This is a genomic window from Microbacterium deferens, assembly GCF_045517775.1.
Taxonomy (GTDB): Bacteria; Actinomycetota; Actinomycetes; order Actinomycetales; family Microbacteriaceae; genus Microbacterium.
Genome location: NZ_JBEUWT010000002.1, coordinates 267,158 through 284,130, shown reverse-complemented (window position 1 = coordinate 284,130; position 16,973 = coordinate 267,158). Strand labels below are relative to the sequence as shown.

Below are 16,973 nucleotides of genomic sequence, written 5' to 3'. Positions count from 1 at the left end.
GACGGCTTCCTTCGGGGTGGTCAGAGAAGATTGGGCAGCAGGCGCGTGACCTGGTCCGCGATGAAGAATCCCGCCAGCGCGAGCACGGGAACGAAGACGATCCACGTCTTCTGAGAACCGAATCGTCGGAACGACCACACCGCGGCGATCTCGACGGCGATGAGGAACTGCAGGGCGAACACGAGCGCCCACACCGTCGTCGTGTCTGTGGCCATCGCCCTGTCTTCGGGCGGGAGCAGTCCCGGCGTGGTCATACGCACACCGGCCGGCTGCGCGTCCGAGACGAGGCGGGCGTCGACGTAGACGATCCCGGACGGGACGTACGGGGCGCCGCGCGAGGTCTGCAGGATCAGCCTGCTGTCACCCGGGGCGAGGTTCGGCGGTGTCGGGTCGCCGGCGTATCTCACTCCGATCACCTCGAACGTCTGCAGCCCCTGCCCGGTGCGGATGAGGATCGTCTCGCCGGGATCGAGCGATGGGATCACCGAGAACGGACCGCCGAACGCGGCCGAGCGGGCCATGAGGTAGCTCACTCCCGCCTGACCCGGCAGCACCGTGTCGCGGCGATGCGCGACGCCCAGGGCCGTCTCGGCGGAGGACGAGCCCTCCACCACGACGTCGTAGAACCCGATGCTCGGGATCTCCATGATCGCGACCGGCGCGCCGTCCGCGAGCAGCACGTCGTCGAACGTGCCCTCGCTGACCGGGGCGGTGCCTGCTTGCAACTGCAGACGGAACTCGTCCGACAACCGCTGCTGCGAGACGTGGTGCTGGAGGTGGCTGAACACCGTGAGGTTCAGCACGAACATGAGGAGCATCAGCGCGAGAGTGGCCGCGATGCTTCGGGCGAGGGCCTCGCCTCGAGTGAGGGGCGGGCGCACCCGCGGGGGGACGGGCGGTCGGCGAGGCGGCCGTGGGGTGCGGGGCGGCTTCGGCGGGGCGGGGGGCCGGATGCGTCCCTTCTTCGCGGGGGGCGCGGCGTCATCCGGCTCGGCGACCTCCGGCTCGACCGGCGACTCGGCGATCGTCATGCCCACGCCCCGATCGGCTCGGCGCCCTCACGACGGCGCAGCACCAGGACGACGACCCACGCAGCCAGCCCGAGCGCCACGAGGAGGACGACGAACCACGGGAGGGCGAACACGGTGGCGTCCCGCGTGAGGGGAGTCAGTTGCACGTCGTCGACCATCTCGGGCGGCGTGAAGGTGGTGTGGGCGGTCAGGACCGTCCACTGGCCGACGCCCGGGAGCGAGGCGCTCACGGTGCGGGTCTCCCCCGGCTTGAGGGCAGCGACGGCGACATCGTCGGCCGACGAGATGCGGAGCCCGAACGGACCCTCCATCCAGAAGTCCGCCGTCGCGTCGACCGTCGACTGCGAGATGTTGCGCACCGTGAACGACAGCTCGAGATCTCCGCCGAAGGGGTTGAACGACGGGCGGTACGACGTCGAGAGCCCGCCGATGCTCAGCATCCCGCCCAGGTCGACCTCGTCGAGCGTGAGGGACGGCAGCTCGCCGTCGGTGACGACGCCCGCCGGATCGACGCCCGCCCCGGTGCCGGGTCCGTTCTGGCGCGTCGACGTGCCGACGGGGGCGGGTCCGGAACCGCCCGACACGGTGCCGCTCGGCTTCGCGTCGCACGGTGATGTGGCAGGACCGACGATCGTGGCCGACATGTCGACCCCGCCCTCGCTCGGTGCCGGGCTGGACGATGTCGAGCAGGTCACCGTGCTCGGCGAGGACGCGACGGCCGAGCCCAGGGGAAGAGCCACGAGGACGATGACGGATGCTGCGAGGATCGCGACCACGCGGCCCAGGCGAACGGCGCGAGCCGCACGGTGCCTCACGAGGATTCCGATCGTGTCGGGCTGCCAGCGGCGACCACGGCGGGCTCGCGCTCGGATTCCGCCTTGCGGCGCGCTTCGGCCTCGGTGTACTCGATCCACGCCCGCGCCCGACGCGCGTCGCGGCGGCGGCTGAAGACGATCCAGCCCCAGATTCCGAGGCCGAGCACGATCAGCCCGAGCAGCACCCAGGGCACCGCGAACAGGATCGTGTCGCGAGTGACGCTGGTCAACGGTCCGGGGTTGAGCGCCTCGGCGTCGACCGACGGGTAGAGGGTGACCACGGGGTTGAGGAAGACCCACTGTCCGACGCCCGACACGGTCGTCGTGACCGTCCGCGTGCTCCCCGGGAGCATCTCGTCGACCTCGGTCTCGAGCGCAGGGGCGAGGCCGATACCGAACAGACCCTTGATCTCGGTCTTGAGATCACCGGAGAGCGCGACGTTCCCGGCGTTGCGAACGGTGAAGGTGACGGTCGCTTCGCCGGCGAGAGGGTTGATGCTGGGGGTGTACGACGCGCTCATGCCGTCGACGGTGAGATTCGGCTGGAGGTCTCCCGGAACGCGGACGTAGAGTCGCGTGCCCACGCGACGGTCGACGAGCACCTGCCCGTCATCGGCCAGCGCGGACACGACCATGCCGGCAGCGTGGTCTCCCGGTGACGCGTCGGCGGGGACGACCAGCGAGAACGGGATCTCACGGGACTCGCCGGGCTGAAGGGCGGCCGTGACAGAGGTCTCGCCGCCGAACCGCACCCAGGCGCCGGCATCGGCGGGCTGAACACCCGTGTCGAGGAGGCCATAGCCGCCCTCGGCGGTGTTGAAGGCATCGGTGGCGAAGACGGTGAAGGTCTGGGCGGTCGTGCCGGAGTTGGTGACGACGTAGACGTCATCGAGGTTCTGGCCGGGGCTCATCTGGTAGCTGAAGCGCGTGCGCCCGGCGGAGTTCTCATCAGCGGCCTGCGGCTTCGCCGAGATGCCGATCGTGTCTTCGGGGGCAGCCTCGTCGGCGGCCGTGGCGGCGGGGGCGAGAGCGGCGAGCGACAGCGCGATCCCGGCGATCAGAGCGATCGCGAGGGAGCGAGGGCCCCGCGCGTTCGGGCGCGCGGAGAAGGTGATCTTGAGCACGTTCTATCTCCACAGAATTTGCTTGCCGCGATCGGTCCCACGGATGAACGAGGGTTGAACTCGGAACGGACGAGAGACGCACGACGGGGGCGGCGCCGAAGCGCCGCCCCCGCGTGATGGGGCTTACTTCGAGACGAGCGTGAGCGTCATCTTCGAGGTGTAGGTGCCCGCCGGGGCGTCCGACGGCGCGACCAGCGTGAGGTCGGCGCCGAGCTTCGTGACACCGACGCCCGCACCCACGGCCGCCTGAGCGAACGGGGCCGGGTAGGTCGCCGCGCCGGCGACCTGAGCCGCAGCAGGCGAGACACCGGTCGAGGTGGTGCCGGTGGCGTTCACCTTGGGCGCGACGCCGAGGTTGGTCGCTCCGATGGTCTCCGTGCCGTTGGTGAAGTCGGCGACGGACTGCGTGAGCGTCCAGCCCTTGCGCGAGACGACGCGCTCGTCGTTCACCGTGACCTCGGGGAGCGACGCGGTCGAGGTCGACTTGCCGTTGACGAGGGTGGCCTCGCCGAACGTCGCCTTCGCGTCGGCGGGGACGACGAGCGACAGGCTGCCGTCGGTCGGGGCGATGGTGGTCGCCTCGAGATCGATCTCGCCCGTCGTGCTGGGGTCGGTCGGGTCGACCGGGCCGGTCGCGTCGTCCTTGGTCGCGACGTAGCTCCAGCTGCCGCCGGGCTGCACCGTGATGTGCACGAACGCGGCGTCCTCGACGGTCACGCCGTAGCTCGAGGTGAAGGCGATACCAGCCGAGAAGGTGCCGCCGTTCGCCTTGACCGACGCGTAGTTCGAGCCCGCCAGGTTGTTGAGCAGCATCGCCGGCGTGAGGACCGTCTTCGCGGCGGGGTCGTTGAAGCCGTTCATCTGGCGACCGAGCCACTTGGAGGTGTCGCGCTCGTCGCCGCGCGGCGAGACGAAGACGTACACCTCGGTGGCCGCAGCCGGACCGGTGAACATCTGGTTGTAGTCCGAGAAGCCGGAGTCGCTGGGGTAACCCGCGACGAGCTGGTCGAACGCGATCGGCGCGCCGTCGGCGACGAGCGCCTCGGTGGCGGCGTCGAAGACGTAGTAGGCGGAGGTGGAACCGGAGGGGGTGATCGCGGCGGACGCGGAGGTGACTCCGCCTCCGATCAGCGCGACCGCGACGGCGCCGACGAGGGCGGCCTTGACGGTGGTGAGCTTGAACATGAGTGTGTGTGTCCTAGTCGTTTCAGTGCCGATCAGCCCTGCGCGTACGCGGCGACAGGGGTGGTCGAGCTGGGGGCGAGGAAGCCGAACTTGCGCTTGACCGAACCTGCCGCCAGCGGCGACAGGCTGAAGGAGGTCAGGCTCGTGATGGAGGCCGAGTTGACGAGGTTCGCGAGAACCGGGTCGTAGGAGGGAGCGCCGGTGTAGGTGAAGCTCGACTGCACGCGGGCGCGCTGGACGATCAGGTAGGTGTCGCGACCGAAGGTCGTGTTCGAGTAGAAGGCGGCGTTCGGCACGAGCGACGGGGCCGTGCCGGTGAAGGGAACCGCGCCGCTGACGGGCGAGCCCAGCGAGACGCCCGTCGAGGCGGCGATGGTGTTGACGCTCGCGACGTTGTTGGACTGAGCGACCCAGTTGGCGGCCGAGAACGGGATGATCTCGCCGTCGCCGAGGATGGTCGCGTCGTTCTCGGGGACCGTCGTGTTCGACGCGTCGGCCACACCGGACGGGTTGGTCACGCCGATCGCACCGAGGAAGAACGAGCGGGTGCCCGACGACGTCTGGGGCAGGCGCGGCTTGATGGTCGCGCCGCCGACCGACGTGATCGTGCCCTCGTAGATGCCCTTGAGCTGGGTAGCGGTGAGGTTCGCCCACTCGGCGTTGCCGCCCTTGTAGGCGTAGGCCACCGCGTCGCGGCCGAACGGCACGTAGAGGAGGCGACCCTCGGCGTTCGCGTTCGTGCCCGCACCGCTCGAGGAACGCGCGATGTCGACCTGACCCGTGATCGGACGAGCGGGCGTGGTGTTGCCCGACGCCGACCAGTTCGCGCCGTCGATCGAACGACGCAGAGCGTCGCGACCGGCACTCGAACCGTTGGGACGTGCGAAGAACGGGCCGCCCGACTTCGTCTGGATGGCCGGCGAGCCGAACGCGTCGAAGTTTCCGATGGTCTGTCCGTCCGCGAGGATGCGGACGTAGGAGCCGGAGGCGTTGGTGCCGTTGGTCAGCGCGTTCATCGCGTCCTGCAGAGTGTCGGAGCCGACAGCCACGTAGCTGTTCGACACCGGCTCGGCCGAGGCGGTGGAGGCAAGGCCGATGCCCGAAAGGACGAGGCCGACAGCCGCGCCGAGCGCGGCGATCTTCTTGAGCTTCACTGGATACCTAACTGTGTGTGGTGAGTAGTGCATACGGGTAATGCGGAGAGAGAAGTCGGGTGTCCGCGTCAGGTACGACGCGGAAGTCGGGGAATGATCAGAACGGCGGCAGCGCTCATGAGCCCGGCGAGGAGGCTCACCGGCAACACGGTTCCGAGACCGCCGCTGCTCGGGTCGGCGGGGGTCTGCGCCCCCGCGAGCGCACCTGCCACCGCGCCCGACGCGGTCGGTCCGGTGTCGGTGGTCGCGGAGGCCGACGACGACGCTGCGCCCGAAACGGCGGATGCGGCGCTGTTGGCCGACCTCGGGATACTCCCGGTCGCGGGGCCGGCACCGCCACTGCCGTTGCTGCCGCTCGACACAGGAGCGGTGGACCGCGTCAGGCCGCCCTGGATCACGTTCGCCGCGATGATCGACTGGGATCGCCATGATTCGGGGATGGGCGCGTACCCGACCGGCAGCTGCCCCACCTGCACTCCGGGCACCTGGCCGTACCCGACGGCGTAGCGGATGAAGTCGGCGTAGCTCGACCGGGCGTCGGCGTCGCTCATGTAGGGGTTCGCCGCCGCGTACACGGGCATCGTCAGCGGGTAGGCACCCGTCGCCGAGCGTGCCGCGTCGGAGGACACATCGAACCCGCGCACCTGGGTCTGGGCGGTTGTTGAGGTCATCGCCCCCGCGGCGGCCGTCATGGCCCCGGTGGAGGCGGTGACGAACTCGCCGGCCGGATTCTCGAGCGCGGCCGTGACGATCTGATACTTCTCCGAAGCTGCACTGTCGGTCAGGGCGATGACCGATTGGCTCCCCTGGAGGCTGCGCGGAACCCGCAGGTACCTGGGCGGCGCGGCGAGCGCATCCCACCGATCCACGAGCTGCGCGTCGCCGCGCAGAGCGAGGTAGCCCGACGTATCGAGATCGTTCGTGTAGGGCCGCCAGGTGATGAGGTTGAGCTCGCCCGCACCGCCGGCGATCGCCTCGCGCTTGGTCGGATCGGCCTTCGGGAAGTTGTCGACGGGCAGAATCAGCGCACCGCTCGGGTTCACGTCGGCGTTCGTTGAGCTGTACTTGTTGACTTTCGTCCCCCACGCGTCGGGCTCGCCGTTCAGGAAGGCGCGGGCATCAGCATCCGCGAGCACGTAGTTCCACAGAGCGAGTGCCACGTCCGAACGCCCCTGCGGGAGGAGCATGTCGGACACGCCGACCCCCGCGATGGCCTGCTTCCTCCACTCGGGGTCGTTGATCTCGAGGAACTCCTCGTCGAACAGCAGATTGCGCGGGTTGCCCGCGAGGTGATCCTTCGAGGTCTCGGACGGAAGCGCGTCGACGTACGAGTACGTCAGCAGCTTGGCGATCAGGCGCGGGGTCAGCTTCATCGAGGTGAACGGCAGGCCCGCGCGCGCCTGCTCCTCCTCCGACGCCTTCGACCCGTCGGGGAACCGGTCGATCGAGAAGGCGACCGTGACGGCCGAGAGCGCGACCGGAGCGTAGATCAGGTCATCGGCGTCCTCGCCCGAGTACGGACGAGAGGTGAGCGCGAGCGGCGCCGAGACCGTGGCGAGGTTCGCCGCCGTCACGGCGTCGGACTCGGTGCCGGTGATCATGTTGTAGATGTCGCCGCCGCCCGCGCAGAGACTCGGCTGCCAGGACGTCACGGCTCCCGCCATCAACTCACTCCCGACGAGCTGCCGCTCGTTCGCACCGTCCTCGCACGCGCCGCTGATCGGCCGGAAATTCATCTTCACGGCGATGTGGTGCTGCCAGCTGTCCCAGAAGACGCCCGGCTGGGTGATCGCGTTCTCGCCGTTGTCGGCCGTCCCTCGGGGGATGATCACGAGCCAGCACGGCTGCGCCGCCGCCGTTCCGTCGGCAGCCTGCGTGCTGCGCCCGCACCCGAGGCCGCGCGACTGGACGGCCGTCTGCACCTCGAACTTCGCGCTGCCTTCGCCGTTGGCGCCGGACCCCGCCCACGAGACCTCGTTGGTGGTGTACTGCGAGATGAACTGGTTCTGATTGAGGTCGGCGCGCTTGAGGCGATCCGGCTCGACGTACGCACCGTTGGCGATGCGCTCCACCCTGTCGTTCACGCCGTCGCGCGACGTGGAGGAGACGAACGGGATCGCGGTCTCGGCCGGGTTGTTCGGGTCGGTTCCGGCGACGGTGTAGTAGCGGTCCTGCGCGGGGATCTCCTGGTCGAACGGTCGGCTTCCGACGCGCCCCGTGCCGGGTGTCGCCGTTCCGCCGTACTGGCACGTCGTGCGGTCGGGCGTGCCCGGGTTCAGCGGGTCGTCGCCCCAGCACTGCGCGAACTGGAGGAAGTTCTCGCCGCCGACCTGGTTGCTCGGCGGGCTGGACTGCTTCCCTCCCTTCCACGTGATCTCGATGCCTTGCGCGGTCAGACCGGCCGTTTGCGACACCGTGATCTCGAGGTCGGGAAGGGGGGCGCCCTCGGCGGCCGAGCCACCGTACGGACTGTTCGCGTAGTACTCCGTCGCCGAGATCGTAACCGGGCGCAGATCTGCCTCGGAGTCGGCCGCGGCCGATGCAGGCGGGGTCGCCAGACCGCCGGCGGTCATCGCCGTGAAGACGAGACCGCCGATGAGCACGCCGGTGAGGCCGGAGACGAGGCCTCGCCGCGCGCGACGTTCGGGTGCAGCCGTACGCAAGGGTTCTCCTACGAATTCGCGGCAGCGGGTGACTGCCGACAGCGATGAAAGTATGGGCGGGTCATGACGTTTAGATGAACGATCCGTCAACGACGGACCGCGTGTGCATGGCGTGCTGAAACGGCGAGTCGAGCGACTGGTTTCTGCCCCTCGACCGGGCTTTTTGCACGCCGATCGACGGTGACGTCGTCACCGTGTGCGGCGAGCGCGTCAGCCCGTCTTGCGCCCGCCCCCGCGGAGCCTGCGAGAGAGCACCGGAGGCAGGACGATCGACCCGAGCAGAAGGATCGCGGCCGCGAGCATCAGCAGCTGCGGGCCGCCCCAGACAGGATCGGGGATCGTGAACGGCGACGACACCGCCGTGCGACCGCCCGCCACCGATCCGGAGACCAGTGCTCCATTGGCGTCGTACACGGCGTCTCCACCGACCGCGCCAGCGTCCACCGCAGCGGGGTCGGCGGCGGCCGCACCCCCCGATGCTGCGGCGGCCGCTCCCGTTCCTTCCGCCCCGGCTGCGGAGCCGCCGCCACCGGACCCGGTGACGTCGGTGTCGGTGTCGGAGGCTCCGGCCGTTCCGGTCGTGCACTGGTCGGGACCCTGCCGGTCGCACTCCGCGGGTTGTTTCGCCGTCTGGGCGAGCCGGTTGCTCTCGGGGGAATCCCCGGGCTCGAAGGTGGGGTTCTTGCAATTGTTGATATCGACGCCCGAGCCCTCCGCGCCGGGGATCCGCTTGATCTGCTCGGCGCCGGCCATGACGAGGTTCATCGGCAGCGGCGAATAGCCGAGTTGCTCGGCCTGCTGCTGACCTTCGCACAACACGTACCGGGCGAACTCCCCGAGGGTGCGCCCCTTGGCCTGGTCGAAGGTTCCGCGAACGGTCGTCGGGACGATCATGTAGGAGTAGCTCGACAGCGGATAGGTGCGCGGGTCGGTGTTGCCGTAGACGCCGTCGAGGATCTGGGTGAGGTAGTCGGGGGAGCTGGCGTTGTTGTTGATCTGCGCCTTCAGCATGGCCACGGCGACCGAGGACGCGGTGGGCTCGATGTAATAGCCGGCCGCGTTCAACACCTTGGCGACGGGGAAGCCCGATTTCACGGCGTACGAGTACTCGACGTAGGTGATCGCTCCTTCGCCGTAGTTCTGGCTGACGTATCCCGCAACGCCCAGCGAACCCGATTGCAGGGTCGCTCCCACGTTGCCGGGGAACTGCGACGTCATGCCCGACGTCCAGATGTCACCGTGCTGCTTGGACATCCACATGGTGAACTGCGCCGTCGATCCGGAGCCGTCGGATCGTGCGACGCGTTGGATCGCACGGTCGGGCATCGCGAGGCCGGGGTTGTCGGCCTGGATCTCGGGGTGGTTCCAGTTCGTGATCTGACCGGCGAAGATCTTCGAGACGGTCGCGCCCGACAGGCGGAGGTTGGTGACGCGCTTGCCACCGATCTTCAGGTTGTACATGAACGCGGTACCACCTGCCACGATCGGCATGTAGGCGTATCCCCCCGGCTCCGGGCGTTCGGGCTGCGCACCCACCTCCGTCGGCTGGAGTTGGAACGGAATCTCACTGATCGCGAAATCGACAGTGCGGTTGATGAAATCGCTGCGCCCCGCCGTCGAGCCGAGTCCGCGGTAATCCACCGTCATCGCTCGGGTCGTCTGCACGTTGCGGCGCCACTGGTCCAGCGCGTTCTGCGACCATGTCGATCCCGAACCGGAGATGTTCGCATACGGCTCCGCCGCGGCCTGCGCCGATGCAGTGCCGCCGGTGACGGCGGCGGTCGAGACGAGCAGCGCGACGAGCGCCGTCGCGAGAGGGCGGAAACGTCGGCGGATCACGAGCGCTCCTTCGGGGTGTCGGGGGTGTCGGAAGAATCAGGTCGAATCACGTCGGTGATGTCGTGCGAGGTCATCGTCGGATCGGAGGGCGTGTCGGGCGCGTCGTCCTCGTCGGACGACTCCAGCGGCTGCGGTTCGGCCGAGACCGGTGCGCGCGTGGCGACCGGGGCGAACACGGCGGCCTCGATCGACGAGCTCACGGCGGCCCCGCTCTCGATCCGCTCGAGGTCGGCGAGCGACGCCGCTGCGCGCGCCCGGCGTCGCCGCGGGCTCAGCTGCCCCGGTCCCTTCCCGCCGACGATGCGAGCGATCACGAAGAGCACGAGGACGAGGGCGATGAGGGTCGCGGCAGCCCCGAATCCCCGGGCGATCATCGTCGGCTCGGGCGACTTCACCATGTCGAAGACCTGGAGCGGAAGCGAGATCATCGCGCCCGAGAACGGGTTCCAGTTCATCACCGCGGTCACGCCGGACGTGAGGAGCACGGGGGACGTCTCCCCCACCCCGCGCGCCGTGCCCAGGATCACCGCGGTCGCGAGGCCGGAACGCGACGTGGGGAGCACGACGGTCCAGACCGTGCGCCACCGCGAGGCGCCCAGCGCGTACGACGCCTCGCGCAGGTTGCCGGGCACGAGCCGGAGGACGACGTCGGAGGCGCGGATGATGATCGGGAGCATCATGACCGTGATCGCGAGGGATGCGGCGAAGCCGGAGCGCTCCTGGGTGACGAGCGTGATGACGGCGGCGTAGATGAACAGGCCGGCCACGATCGAGGGCAGCGCCGTCATCGCGTCGGAGATCGTGCGGACGAAGCGGGCGAAGCGCCCGCCGATCTCATTCATGAACACGGCGGTGGCGATGCCGAGGGGCACGGAGATGAGCAGTGCGATCGAGATCTGGATCAGGGTTCCGACGATCGCGTGCGCGATCCCGCCGACCTCGAGCGGGTCGAGCGGACCCGCATACTGCATCGTCTCGAAGAAGAAGTTGAAACGAATGAACGGCCATGACGTCGAGAACATCGCCGGCATGCCCCGGACGACCGTGAAGACGACGACGAAGACGAGCGCGGCGAGGAGGATCGCCCCGGCGCTGTACAGCAGGGCGGTCATCACCCGGTCGGCGACCTCGAGCCGGTCGGCCCGCAGGATGATCAGCAGCGCGTAGATCGCGATGAAGGACAGATAGGCGACCACTGCCCAGCCGACCGCGCCCGTCATCGGTGTCAGCCAGCCGAACAGCAGGGTCGCCACCGCCAGTGCTGCGGCGAGCGCACCCACCAGGTTGAATCGCTCCTCGGCGGGGGTCCCGCGCATCTGGCGGCGGGGTCCGATCGGAGCGTCGCCCGGATCGGGGCGGAACGTTCCGCCCGACGACGACAGCGGGGCCGAAGCGACGCGCTCGGTCGCGAGACCCTCGTCAGCCGTGTCCCATCGGGCTTCGAGCGGATCGATGACGGTGGTGATGGTGGTGTCGATGGTCACGGTCATCCGTCGCTCTCTGCACCGGAACGCGATCGGGCGACGATCGACGAAGCGGTGAAGTTGATGATGAGGGTGATGACGAAGAGGGTGAGACCGGCGGCCATCAGCGCCGAGAGCCCGAACTGACTCGCCTCGCCGTATCGGAGGGCGATCAGCGCGGAGATCGAGTTGGTGCCCTTGCTGAGCAGTTCCCAGTTGATCGTGAAGATCGGGGAGATGATCATGTAGACGGCGATCGTCTCGCCCAGAGCTCGTCCGAGACCCAGCATGGTTCCACCGATGACGCCGCCTCGCCCGAAGGGGAGCACGACCGTGCGGATCATCCCCCATCTCGTCGAGCCGAGAGCGAGCGCGCCCTCGCGCTCCCCCACCGGGGCCTGCGAGAAGGCCTCGCGCATGACCGAAGTCTGCGTCGGAGACACCATGAGTGCGACGACGATTCCCGCGATGAACGCCGAGGAGGTGAAGGCGCCCGCTTCGGTGAGACGCGCACCCTCCGGATCGGTGACCGCGAAGACCGGGATCCATCCGAAGTAGGTGGAGATCCACTGGGCGACCGGGATGACCGCCTCCTGCAGGAAGAAGACCCCCCAGAGGCCGTAGACGACGCTGGGCACGGCGGCCATCAGGTCGACCAGGGTGATGAGCATCGACTTCAGGCGAGGCGGGGCGATCTCCGAGATCAACAGCGCCGTTCCGAGGGCGAGCGGCACGGAGAACGCCATCGCGACCAGCGCGATCGAGACGGTGCCGAACAGCACGGCGACGATGCCGAACTGACCGGTCTCGGGCGACCACTCCTGGGTCCAGAAGAACGACAGCCCCGCGACTCCCAGCGCCTCTCCGCTGCGAAGGGTCAGGAACAGTCCGACCGCGAGCATGATCGCCACGGTGATCCCGCCGGCGAGGAACGACCCCGAGCGGAAGATGGCGTCCGAGACCGAGGGCGCGGCCTTGAGCGAGCGCGCCGCGACCTTCGGCTTCTGCTCCGCAGCATCCGCCACGGACGACTGTTCGGGCTCGGTCGGCGTCAGCAGCTGCGTGAGGTCGTCGGAGCCGACATTCGTCATGCGCATACCTCGGACGTGCGCGAGGGCAGGCGGAAAGCGCGTCTCATGGGGCTTCCTGAGCAGAACGACCGGCGGCGGGTTCCGGCCGGATCCTCGCCATCGTGGGCGCCGAAGGTGAACAACCCACGAAGGATCGGAGAAGGACGGCTGTCGCGGTCGTGAGCGCGGGACGTCATGGCGTTGCCCCCGGTGTCGGCGTGCGCGTCGGCGTCGGCGTCGGCGTGACCGGAGGGGTGGTCGGCGACGGAGCCGGGAGGGGCGCGGCCACCACGAGCGAGACGGTCGTCCCCAGAGGAAGACTCGCGGAACCGGCAGGCTGCACGGCGGTCACCGTGCCGGTGGGTGCGCTGCTGCTCTGCCGGGTGACGACGGGCACGAAGCCCGCGGCCACGACGGCGTCCATCGCCGACTGCTCGGGAGCACCGACCACGTCGGGAACGGCGTTCGCCCCGCTGGCAACGGTCAGCGCCACGAACCCTCCGGCCGCCAGGGTCGTGCCGACGGCGGGCTGGCTCGCCAGAACCGTGCCGATCGGTCTCACCGAGTCGACACTCATGATCTCGCCCACCGCGAGGCCGGCCGCCGCGAGCGCGCGAGTCGCCGCATCCGCATCCATCCCCTCGAGCGAGGGGACCATTGCCATCACGGGCGGGGGCGGCGTCTGCACGACTGGCGTCGGAGCAGGAGGCGATGCCGTCACGGCCGGACTCGACACGACGGGCGCCGGGGTCTCCCGCGCGGTGGTGGGCTGGCTCCCCGACGACAGCGCGACGACGACGGCGACCACCAGCCCGACCGCGACGAGCCCGAGGCCCCACAGCCAGGGCGATCCTCCCCGCCCCTCGGGCTCGACGGATGCGTGCTGGGCGGCGTCGATGGCCGGGCTCACGGCGGGAGAGAACACCCGCGTGCGCGTCGTACGGTCCACTGGCACCGCGACCGTGTTGCTGCGTGACGCCACCGCTGACGAGAGCGCGTCGCGCATCTCGCCGGCCGAACCGAATCGCGTGGCGGGGTCTTTCAGCATGGCCCGGACGATCACACGGTCGAACGCGACCGGCACCCCGCCGACGCTCACCGAAACCGTCGGCGGGGCCGCGCTCTGATGCGCGCGGATGGTCGCCTCCGACGAGTCCCGCGCGAAGGGCGGCGAACCGACGAGGGCGAAGTAGAGCACCCCGGCGAGCTGGTACAGATCGGCGGAAGGCCCCACGCCCTCACCGCGCAAGAGCTCGGGGGCCGCGTACTGCAGGTTGCCGACGACGCCGTCGCCGTCCTCGCTGCGCAGCACGTCGCCCCCGCGCGTGGTCGTCCCCGCTTCATCCACGAGCCCGAAATCGATGATGCGCGCGTCGCGCAGATGCCCCGCCGAGTCCACGTCGACCACGATGTTCGACGGCGAGATGTCACGGTGCACGAGCCCCGCGGCGTGCAGCACCGCCAGCCCGTCGAGCACCCTGGCCCCCACGTCCGCGGCGGTGCGCGCCGAGAGCGTCCCCCGCTCGCGCACCTGCTCGCCAAGGGTGAGTCCGGGCGCGAGCTGCCACGCCGTCCAGGTCTCGCCCTCTGCGCCGATGCCGTCCGACCCCGATCCGACGACGCCGCACAGAGCCGGATGCGACAGCGCCGCCACCCGCTCGGCCTCCCTCAAGAATGCCGACCGCATCTCTGGCCGCGCGGCGAGGTGCGGATGCAGCACCTTCACCGCGACGCGACCACCGTCGCGGGTATCGAGCGCGTCGTACACCGATGCCGTCGCCCCCGAGCCGAGGAGTCCGAGCACTCGGAAGCGCCCCGCGACGAGCCCGTCGGTCATCGCGCCGTCGCCCGCGTCAGACAATCTGGTTCACGGGAGCGATGGCACGCCGCAGGCGCCGCCCGGACTGAGTGCCGATGTTGACGCCCGTCGCGATCGCCGCCGTCGCCAGCACCGCGCGCGCGGCTCGCGCTGCGGCGGCAGCCTCGGACGCCGACTCGTACCACCGCGACGACGTCATGACGGCCTCGCCGTCGCGACGCAGCACCCAGCCGTGCGTCATGGGCGTCGAGCCGCGAACGACGGAGGCCACGAGCGACATGGCCTCGCGCTGGAGCGCCTCGACGGTGGCCAGTGCCTCGGACGGCGTCGGGAACAGTCCCGAGCCTCGGCCGAGTTCGCGGTTGTTGGTGGCGAGGATGCGCCACACTCCGAAGCGGCCAGCCCGAGCGCGTTCGCGCTCGTCGGTGTCGGCCGCCGCCACATCGGCCGGCACGGTCAGCACCTCCTGAAGGATCTGCGCGCGGAAGACGAGCCACGAGTTGAGCATCGGGTCGTACGCCGACCGGAACGTGTCGAAGACGATACGGCCGGCATGGGTCGTTCGTCGTGGGAGCGCGTCGCTCACTGTCGTCCTATCGCGCGGTCCCTCTGAGAACTCCCCTTGAGATTCTCCAGAACCGTCGATGCTCGAAGCTGGCCGCACGTCATGTACGGCGGCACATCGAAAGATGGCCGCCCGGTATACGAAGGGTGATCGTCTCGTGCGTCGCGGTCGATCGGGGTCGGCGCTAGCATCCGTGCATGGACGCGCTCGAGGGGTGGACCGATTTCCACGTCGCCATGGTGGGGGCGACCGCGGCGCTCGCGGGTCTCGTGATCGTCGCCTCGAGTGTGAATATCGCTCAGATCGTGAAGGCCCCCACGATCACGTCCCGTCTCGCCGCCGCGATCGCCGGACTCGTCCTCGCGATCGTCGTCGCGGGCGTGGCGCTGATCCCCGGCATCCCCGCCGGTGCGTACGGGACGGTCGTCCTCGTCTCCACCCTCGGCGCGGGTGCCTTCCAGGCACACGCAGCGGCGGTCATCGCGCGTGACCCGGATCCGGACGACCATGCCCGGGTGCTGAAGGCCGCTCTGGGTTTCGTGCCGATCGCGGCGTACGCGGCCTCCGGCGTGACGGTCTTCTTCGACCCGTCGACCGCGCTGGTCATCGCGGCCGTCGGTTGCATCGTCGCGATCGTTTCGGCGATCGTCATGTCGTGGGTGGCACTGGTCGAGGTGCTCCGCTGACGAGCGGATGCTGCGCGCTCAGCCGGGTGCGACGGGCGGGATCTCGCCGCTTCGACGCCGGACGCGGAGCGACCCTCCGGTCGCGGCGAGCCAGCATCCGACGATGATCAACGGGAAGCCCGCGAGCAGCCCGACGCTGAGCGCCTCGCCGAGTACGACCACCCCGAGCAGGATGGCGACGATCGGGTTGACGTAGGTGAAGAGCGGCGCGCGAGCGGGCCCGACCTCGCGGATGAGCGCGAAGAAGGCCAGGAACGCGACCGCCGTGCACAGCACCGTGAGAGCGGCGACCGCCGCGATGCTCCGTGTCGTCGGCATGCTGTGGGTGGTGAGGACCGCGATCGGCAGGTAGCCGACCCCGACCATGAGGAGCGAGAGCGTGATCGACCCGAGTGCGGGCACGTCGCGCAGATGCTTCGCGACGACGAAGGGCGCGATGGCGTAGCAGACGGCGACCAGCAGAACCTCGCCGACCGCGACGACACCGAGCGGACCGTCGCCGAGAGACAGTCCCGGGCCGGCGACGACGAGCGCGACGCCCGCGAAACCGAGGCCGAGTCCGATCAGTCGCGCGGGGCGCACGGCGGTGCGGTCGCCGCGCGTGAAGGCGACGAGAGCCCCGAACAGCGGCACGGTCGCGACGAGGAGCCCGGTGATCCCCGAGGGGAGCGTCTGCTCGGCGTGCGCGAGCAGCACGAACGGGCCCGCCATCTCGAGGAGGGCGAACACCAGCACCCACCTCCACGCGCGCAGAGCAGGACCCAGCACGCCGCGACGCAGCGCGAACGGCAGAAGCAGCAGCGCCGCCCCGAGGGTGCGGATGCACACCACCGCCGGCGGCGACAGCGAGTCGACGGCCTCCTTGATGAAGAGATAGGGCATGCCCCAGAGCACCGCCATGGCGATGAACAGCAACCACGCACGTGCGGTGAAGCGGGTCGGGAACCCGGCCACCGGTGCCAGGGTCACAGCGTGCGTCGTCCTTCGAATGCCCGGCCGAGGGTGACCTCGTCGGCGTACTCGAGGTCGCCGCCGACGGGGAGCCCCGACGCGAGTCGCGTCACCTGGATCTCGAGCGTGTGCAGCAGCCGGCTGAGGTAGGTGGCCGTCGCCTCGCCCTCGAGGTTGGGGTTCGTCGCCAGGATGACCTCTTGCACGGTTCCGTCGGCGAGGCGCTGCATCAGGGAGGTGATGCGCAGGTCATCGGGTCCGATGCCCGCGATCGGGCTGATCGCCCCGCCGAGCACGTGGTAGAGACCGCGGAACTCGCGCGTGCGCTCGATGGCCGCGACGTCTTTCGCGTCTTCGACGACGCAGATGAGCGTCGGATTGCGGCGGGGGTCGCGGCAGATACCGCACCGATCCTGTTCCGAGACGTTGCCGCAGATCTCGCAGAAGCGCACTTTGTCGCGCACCTCTCCGAGCAGGATCGACAGGCGCGAGACGTCGAAGGACGGCGATTGCAGGATATGGAACGTGATCCGCTGCGCCGACTTGGGACCGATGCCGGGCAGGCGCCCGAATTCGTCGATGAGATCTTGAACGATGCCGTCGTACAT

The 16,973-nt window shown here is 69.6% G+C and carries 14 protein-coding genes; 1 reads left to right on the top strand and 13 read right to left on the bottom strand.

Annotation, left to right across the window (positions count from 1 at the left end):
- Window positions 1-20 precede the first annotated feature (20 nt).
- The 11 genes from ABTU82_RS11560 to ABTU82_RS11510 form a co-directional block, all read right to left on the bottom strand.
- Window positions 21-1,031 (bottom strand): sortase, encoded by a 1,011-nt coding sequence (locus tag ABTU82_RS11560; RefSeq protein ID WP_407173572.1) that lies wholly within the window; start codon window positions 1,029-1,031, stop codon window positions 21-23.
- On the bottom strand, window positions 1,028-1,846 hold the full coding sequence (locus ABTU82_RS11555) for a COG1361 family protein (RefSeq protein ID WP_407173571.1): 819 nt from the start codon (window positions 1,844-1,846) through the stop codon (window positions 1,028-1,030). The genes ABTU82_RS11560 and ABTU82_RS11555 overlap by 4 nt, the downstream gene beginning before the upstream one ends.
- A complete protein-coding gene (locus tag ABTU82_RS11550) occupies window positions 1,843-2,970 on the bottom strand; it encodes a COG1361 family protein (protein ID WP_407173570.1) in 1,128 nt (375 codons plus the stop codon). Before ABTU82_RS11550 ends, ABTU82_RS11555 begins: the two co-directional genes overlap by 4 nt.
- Window positions 2,971-3,093: 123 nt before the next feature.
- Entirely contained in the window at window positions 3,094-4,155 is a 1,062-nt protein-coding gene (locus ABTU82_RS11545) for a WxL domain-containing protein (RefSeq protein ID WP_407173569.1), read from the bottom strand.
- Window positions 4,156-4,187: 32 nt separating this feature from the next.
- On the bottom strand, window positions 4,188-5,309 hold the full coding sequence (locus ABTU82_RS11540; protein ID WP_165817969.1) for a substrate-binding domain-containing protein: 1,122 nt from the start codon (window positions 5,307-5,309) through the stop codon (window positions 4,188-4,190).
- Window positions 5,310-5,377: 68 nt separating this feature from the next.
- Window positions 5,378-7,972, bottom strand: coding sequence for a hypothetical protein (locus ABTU82_RS11535; protein ID WP_407173568.1), 2,595 nt, complete (start codon window positions 7,970-7,972; stop codon window positions 5,378-5,380).
- A gap of 210 nt (window positions 7,973-8,182) precedes the next feature.
- Complete coding sequence (gene pstS, locus ABTU82_RS11530; RefSeq protein ID WP_240606903.1) at window positions 8,183-9,811, bottom strand: phosphate ABC transporter substrate-binding protein PstS; 1,629 nt, start codon at window positions 9,809-9,811, stop codon at window positions 8,183-8,185.
- Window positions 9,808-11,301 (bottom strand): phosphate ABC transporter permease PstA, encoded by a 1,494-nt coding sequence (gene pstA, locus ABTU82_RS11525; protein ID WP_407173567.1) that lies wholly within the window; start codon window positions 11,299-11,301, stop codon window positions 9,808-9,810. Before pstA ends, pstS begins: the two co-directional genes overlap by 4 nt.
- Complete coding sequence (pstC, locus tag ABTU82_RS11520) at window positions 11,298-12,365, bottom strand: phosphate ABC transporter permease subunit PstC (RefSeq protein ID WP_116647881.1); 1,068 nt, start codon at window positions 12,363-12,365, stop codon at window positions 11,298-11,300. Before pstC ends, pstA begins: the two co-directional genes overlap by 4 nt.
- A gap of 172 nt (window positions 12,366-12,537) precedes the next feature.
- Window positions 12,538-14,205 carry a serine/threonine protein kinase gene (locus ABTU82_RS11515; RefSeq protein ID WP_407173566.1) on the bottom strand — a complete coding sequence of 556 codons (1,668 nt, stop codon included), beginning with the start codon at window positions 14,203-14,205 and terminating at the stop codon, window positions 12,538-12,540.
- Entirely contained in the window at window positions 14,198-14,749 is a 552-nt protein-coding gene (locus tag ABTU82_RS11510; protein WP_116647879.1) for a YegP family protein, read from the bottom strand. Before ABTU82_RS11510 ends, ABTU82_RS11515 begins: the two co-directional genes overlap by 8 nt.
- Window positions 14,750-14,925: 176 nt before the next feature.
- Here ABTU82_RS11510 and ABTU82_RS11505 point away from each other — a divergent pair, with 176 nt between their 5' ends.
- Entirely contained in the window at window positions 14,926-15,414 is a 489-nt protein-coding gene (locus tag ABTU82_RS11505; protein WP_407173565.1) for a hypothetical protein, read from the top strand.
- Window positions 15,415-15,432: 18 nt separating this feature from the next.
- Here the strand turns inward: ABTU82_RS11505 and ABTU82_RS11500 are convergent, their stop codons facing one another.
- Both ABTU82_RS11500 and recR read right to left on the bottom strand, forming a co-directional pair.
- Window positions 15,433-16,383 (bottom strand): DMT family transporter, encoded by a 951-nt coding sequence (locus tag ABTU82_RS11500; RefSeq protein WP_407173564.1) that lies wholly within the window; start codon window positions 16,381-16,383, stop codon window positions 15,433-15,435.
- Window positions 16,380-16,973: a recombination mediator RecR gene (gene recR, locus ABTU82_RS11495; RefSeq protein ID WP_116647877.1), complete on the bottom strand. Its 594-nt coding sequence runs from the start codon at window positions 16,971-16,973 to the stop codon at window positions 16,380-16,382. The genes ABTU82_RS11500 and recR overlap by 4 nt, the downstream gene beginning before the upstream one ends.

Bases quoted from the DNA above. Each gene is read 5' to 3' on its own strand.
- ABTU82_RS11560 (WP_407173572.1), bottom strand. From the start codon at position 1,031: ATGACGATCGCCGAGTCGCCGGTCGAGCCGGAGGTCGCCGAGCCGGAT.
- ABTU82_RS11545 (WP_407173569.1), bottom strand. From the start codon at position 4,155: ATGTTCAAGCTCACCACCGTCAAGGCCGCCCTCGTCGGCGCCGTCGCG.
- pstA (WP_407173567.1), bottom strand. From the start codon at position 11,301: ATGACCGTGACCATCGACACCACCATCACCACCGTCATCGATCCGCTC.
- pstC (WP_116647881.1), bottom strand. From the start codon at position 12,365: ATGACGAATGTCGGCTCCGACGACCTCACGCAGCTGCTGACGCCGACC.
- ABTU82_RS11505 (WP_407173565.1), top strand. From the start codon at position 14,926: ATGGACGCGCTCGAGGGGTGGACCGATTTCCACGTCGCCATGGTGGGG.
- recR (WP_116647877.1), bottom strand. From the start codon at position 16,973: ATGTACGACGGCATCGTTCAAGATCTCATCGACGAATTCGGGCGCCTG.